Source organism: Coleofasciculus sp., from assembly GCF_046565525.1.
In the GTDB taxonomy this organism is placed as follows: Bacteria; Cyanobacteriota; Cyanobacteriia; order Cyanobacteriales; family Coleofasciculaceae; genus Coleofasciculus.
On record NZ_JBKHUP010000203.1, the window covers coordinates 1 to 5,867 of the forward strand.

The following is a 5,867-nucleotide window of genomic DNA, read 5'->3' on the forward strand; positions in this document are numbered from 1 at the left end:
CCAGTTGAGTCAGTATCTGTCAGCAATAGTAATCTATCCGTTGCGGCTACTGGTGAAGGTGGGAAAGCTGGGGGAGTGACGATAAATACCGAACAGTTAAATTTAAATGCGCGATCGCAACTCTCAGCCTCCAACATCTCTGGTGTTAGCCAAGATATTAGTTTACAAGGCTTAGACACCTTAGAAGTCAACAACAGTCTGATTTCCGCCTCGACTCAAAGCGGTAAAGCCGGAAGCTTAAGCGTCAATGCGACTGAATCTGTAGACTTAACCGGAGTAGGTGGTTTATCCGTTGCCGCCACAGGGGAGGGCGGTACAGCAGGCGACTTAACCGTGAACACTCGTCAAATGTCTGTCCGAGATGGGGCAACTGTAACCGTCAGCAGTCCCTTTGGACAAGCCGGAAACCTAACCATCCAGGCAAATTCCCTAATTCTCGACCAAGGTCAACTCACCGCCGAAACGGGCTTCAGTGGTATTGAAGGCGGTGCAAATATCCGTCTTTCAGACTTAAACACCCTATTCATGACCAATGAAAGCCGCATCTCTGCCAAAGCCTCCGGTGATGCCAATGGCGGTAATATTGACATTAACACCACTTTCCTCATCGCCCAACCTCCAGAAGGTGTCAACGGGAGTGATATCATCGCCAGTGCTGAACGTGGCGACGGTGGGCGCATTACCATCACCGGTGAAGGCATCTTTGGTATCCAAGAACGCCCAGCCATTGATGAAAATCGCACCAACGATATTGATGCAAGTTCCCAATTTGGCGCACCGGGAGAGGTGGAACTCAACGCCCCCCTTGATCCCAATCGCGGACTCATTGAACTCCCCAGAACCTTCGTTGACCCCACTGGGCAAATTAATCGAAGCTGTGCAGTCGTAACCGAGAACGGCGTCAATTCATTTACTGTAACTGGACGAGGCGGCTTACCCCTTAGTCCCGATGAGGTACTTCCCCCCGATACCGTCGTGGAAGATTTAGGCACACTGGTGAGTCACCTCGGAACATCAGCACAGCCAAACACCGAGACGATGGATAATTTTTCTGTGTCTAATCCTCAACCGCCCCAGCGAATTATCGAAGCCCAAGGTTGGATAAAAACACCCGATGGACAAATTATTCTAGTTGCGGAAGTCCCGCCAAGCAATTATCAGGGGAACTGGCACAATCCTACCCATTGCGTCGCAACGGATGAATAGTAGAGGTTCACATCTTGCGCCATTCAAAAGCAACCGTAGGGGCGCACCGACGTGCGCCCTTTGCCCGACGTGCATCCAGAAAACCTGACCAAACCCAATCAATTTGGATTAAATCCCTATCCCAACATTCCAATTGAATACCATGGCGAAAAAACGGTCTATTTTAACAATTTGGTGGCAAAATTTTTATCAAAAACAGGTTGGTTCTGAGGATTGGGTGAAACAGTTGGGTAGAAGCATTTGGGGCTTTCGGACAAAGGTAATCTCCCTTCGGTGGCAAAATTTTTATCAAAAACAGGTTGGTTCTGGGGATTGGGTGAAGCATTTGGGTAGAAGCATTTGGGGCTTTCGGACAAAGGTAATCTCCCTTCGGTGGCAAAATTTTTCTCACAAACAGGTTGATTCTGGGGATTGGGTGAAGCATTTGGGTAGAAGCATTTGGGGCTTTCGGACAAAGGTAGTCCCCCAAATGCTTCACCCCTACGAATACCCCTACGAATACCCCTACGAATACATGCACCAATACATATACCGTTGGCGTCTGTGGCGAGTTCTTAAATACGTCGGTTTAGGACTCATCACGACTCTACTCATCCTATTTTTATCCCTAACCATTTCGCCCACCAGCTATGGCACATCCTTAACTGCGGATATCTCCCCGTTAAAACCCATTGATACACCTCCCCTTCCATCCCCACTCCTCAGCCAATCCCCCCATAACGCCCCTCAACTCGTGCAACAGGGTAGAGACCACTATCACATTGGAGACTACACCCAAGCCATCACCCTTTGGCAACAAGCCGCTGACACATTTGCCAGCCAAGGCGATACCTTAAACCAAGCCCTAATCCTGAGTAACCTCGCCTTAGCCTATCAAAAAATCGGACAATGGACTCAAGCCAACCAAGCTATCGCCACCAGTCTCCAAATTCTCCACCGTTCAAACTGTGGGAATGACCTCTCCCCCAGCCCCTCTCCTGCTTGCTTACAAGTCCTCGCCCCCATCCTCAACAGCCAAGCCAACCTGCAACTCGCCCAAGGACAATACGACCAAGCCCTCACCACCTGGGAACAAGCCGCCAAACTCTATCACCACCTCAACGATACTCCTAACCTTATCGGTAGCGTGATTAACCAAGCCCACACCCTCCGCGTCCAGGGATACTACCGCCGCGCCTATAATACCTTAGAACAAATCCGGCAAACCCTAGACAATCAACCCGACTCCCTGACCAAAGCTGCTGGCTTACGGTCAATCGCTGACCTCCTCCACCTCCTCGGTCAAACCGACTCCGCCAGCCAAACTTTAACCCAAAGTTTAGCCATCGCCCGCCGCCTACAATCCCCCACGGAAATCACCTCCACCCTGATCAGCTTAGGCAACAACGCCCGGTCTCAACAACAGATTCGCCAAGCCCTAACCTATTACCAAGAAGCCGCCACCACCGCCCCATCCGCCTCATCCCAATTCCAAGCCCAAGTCAATCAATTCAGTCTCCTCGTCGCCACTCAACAACTCAGCCAAGCCCGCACCCTCTGGACGCAACTCCAATCCCAACTTCCTCACCTCCCCCTCAGCCACACCACGATTTATGCCCAAATTAACCTCGCCCAAACCCTCAACCGCCTGCGCCAGATTTCTCCACAAGCCGCACCCCCATTATCCGAAATCGCCCAATCCCTCGCCACCACTGTCCAACAAGCAAAAGAACTCAACGACCTCCAAGCTGAATCCTACGCCCTCGGTTATCTAGGAACTCTTTACGAAACGTCTAAACAATGGTATAATTCCCAAAACTTAACCCAAAAAGCCCTCAGCCTTGCTCAAAAAATTAACGCTCCAGAACTAATCTACCGTTGGCAATGGCAATTAGCACGCCTGTACAAGGTTCAGGGAAACAGGGATGAAGCGATCGCAGCTTACACCGAAGCCGTTTCTGCTCTCCAGTCTCTACGCCGAGACATCGCCGCTGTCAACCCAGATCTGCAATTTTCATTCCGCGATAGTATCGAACCCCTCTATCGCCAATTTGTCGCATTACTCCTAACTCAGGAAGATAAGGGAGCTGGGAAGCTGGGGGAGCAATGTAGAGACGTAGCATGCTACGTCTGGAAGCAGGGGGAGAGAGAATTCCCCAATCCCCAATCCCCAATCCCCAATCACCTAAAACAAGCCCGTCAACTGATTGAAGCCCTACAAGTCGCAGAACTGAATAACTTCTTTCAACAAGCCTGCTTAGACGCCCCCACCCTCAACGTTGACCAAGTAGACCAAACCGCTGCGGTTATTTACCCGATTATCCTCAACAACCGCCTTGATGTCATCCTCAGCTTACCGGGTTCCCGCCTCCACCATTACAGCACCCCCGTCTCCGAAGCCAAACTCACCGAAATTAGCGATCGCCTGCAACAAGCCCTCTACCACGATCCCATCCGTCGCGGTATTTTCAGCACCGACACCCTATTACCCCTCGCCCAACAACTCTACGACTGGCTAATCCGTCCGGCTGAATCTGCGATCGCGGCTAGCCAAGTCCAAACTCTCGTCTTCATCCCTGATGGCGTACTGCGAAACCTGCCCATGGCAATTCTCCACGACGGTCAGCATTATCTCATCGAAAACTATAGTATTAGCCTCAATCCTGGTTTACAACTCCTCGACCCCAAACCCTTACCCGAAACCCAGCTAAAAGCCCTCACCGCTGGACTCACTGAAGCCCGCCCTAACTTCCCTCCTCTAGAAAACGTCACTCTGGAACTCAATCAAATCCAAGCCACTTTACCTAGCGAAATCCTCTTAGATCAAGATTTTACCAGCACCCGTTTAAAAGACCAGTTAACCCGCACAAATTTTCCCATCGTTCACCTCGCCACTCATGGTCAATTCAGTTCCAACGCCGAAGACACCTTCATCCTCGCCTATGATCGCCCCCTGAATGTCCATGAATTAGGCGAACTCCTGCGCCGACGTACCCAAGAGGGTCAAAGCGGGATTGAACTCTTTGTCCTCAGTGCTTGTCAAACCGCTGCGGGGGATAATCGCGCCACCCTGGGACTCGCTGGCGTTGCGGTTCAAGCTGGCGCACGCAGTACATTAGCAACGTTATGGTCTGTGAGTGATCAAGCCACCGCCGAATTTATGAAGGAATTCTATCAGAAACTAATTGAAACCAACAATAGCAAAGCCGAAGCCCTGCGTTACGCTCAACGCCGCCTCCTTAACCATGCCAATTTCCATCATCCCTTTTTCTGGGCACCCTATGTATTAGTTGGCAATTGGTTATGAAATGGTCATTGGTCATTTTTCAGAGAGTATTACCCTTCTACACTTCTATTGGATATACTCCATCTAGGCAATAGCATCATTTGTGCTTGTGGGGAGTGAATTTTTATGAACTTGACGGCAGAACAGGGCTTAAACCAAGGAAAATACGTCCTCAATACCCAACTCGGCGCCGGTGTTTTCAATCTCACCTACAAAGCAACCGATACAGAGTCAGGTCAATCGGTTGTGATTAAAACCTTAGGTGAAGCACTGCGCCAGCATGAAAACGTGAATCAATTCAAGCAGCAATTTTTAGACATCGCCAAACGATTGAATTACTGCCAGCATCCTCATCTGGTGCGCGTCATTGACTATTTTGAGGAAACGGGATATCCCTACCTGGTTATGGAATATATCCCCGGACAGACATTGGCAGACGTTATGCAAGGGGGTTACTTGTCAGAGGCGGAGGCGATTAACTATATCCGTCAAATCAGCGACGCGGTAAAGGTCCTACACCAAGTCGAATTACTCCACCGAAATATCCAACCCAAAAACATTATTCGGCGTCAGGATAGCGATCGCGTTGTGTTATGTGAGGTTGGGATGCTCTATGAGTTCACCCCAGGCGTCCAACAAACCTACGCCAGTCTCCTGTGTGCTGGCTATGCTCCTCCAGAAGACAATACCTTGACAAACACAGCAACGCGGCAAACGGATATCTATGCTTTAACCGCAACATTCTACTGCTTACTCACGGGATATCCCCCCTTACCCGCACCTGTGCGACAGGCGTTGCTAGAAAAGGGAGAGGATTGCCTATTTTCCTCACCCTCAAAAACCCACTTGTCTAAATGGAGTCCCACCATTAAACAAACACTACGGTACGGTCTAGAACTCATCCCTAACAACCGTCCCCAAACGATAGACACCTGGCTAAAGCAGCTTCCCCTTCAGGAGTCTGTTGCTGTCCCTGAACCGATAATCACTCAGCCCGTCGAAAACCAGCCTAACTCAAAACCATCTCCTCGAATGAAGCGAAAGGTTAAAACTCAAAACTCAAAACTCAAAACTCCCAAAACGAAAGCCTCAATACCGTTACAAGCTTTGTTCATGACAGGAGCGATCGCGGCGTCAGCAGGGATTGGATTTGGCTATGCTGTACGACTCAACCAACCGGGCGAACCCGGAGCAACGATTTTGCATACCCAACAAACCTTTCCTCCCCGTAGCGATTGGCCTGTTTCCGATGAATGGGTGATTGGTGATTAGTAATTGGTGAATTGGGGAAAGGTGACTGGGAAAATCCTCTCTTGTCTCCGTTACATAAGATCTACCCAAAGCTACCCATAAATGGACATCTTTGGAACTTACTTCCTGCTTCACTCTGGCGGTG

The 5,867-nt window shown here is 50.0% G+C and carries 2 protein-coding genes and 1 pseudogene; all 3 read left to right on the top strand.

Going from position 1 to position 5,867, the window contains the following annotated elements; all coding sequences use genetic code 11:
- Positions 1-1,206 (top strand): annotated as a pseudogene (locus tag ACLGGO_RS34830) (filamentous hemagglutinin N-terminal domain-containing protein); the annotation flags it as partial.
- 142 nt (positions 1,207-1,348) lie between these two features.
- Positions 1,349-4,492, top strand: coding sequence for a CHAT domain-containing protein (locus tag ACLGGO_RS34835; RefSeq protein WP_446422746.1), 3,144 nt, complete (start codon positions 1,349-1,351; stop codon positions 4,490-4,492).
- A gap of 105 nt (positions 4,493-4,597) precedes the next feature.
- Positions 4,598-5,743 (top strand): serine/threonine protein kinase, encoded by a 1,146-nt coding sequence (locus tag ACLGGO_RS34840; protein WP_446422747.1) that lies wholly within the window; start codon positions 4,598-4,600, stop codon positions 5,741-5,743.
- Positions 5,744-5,867: the final 124 nt, after the last annotated feature.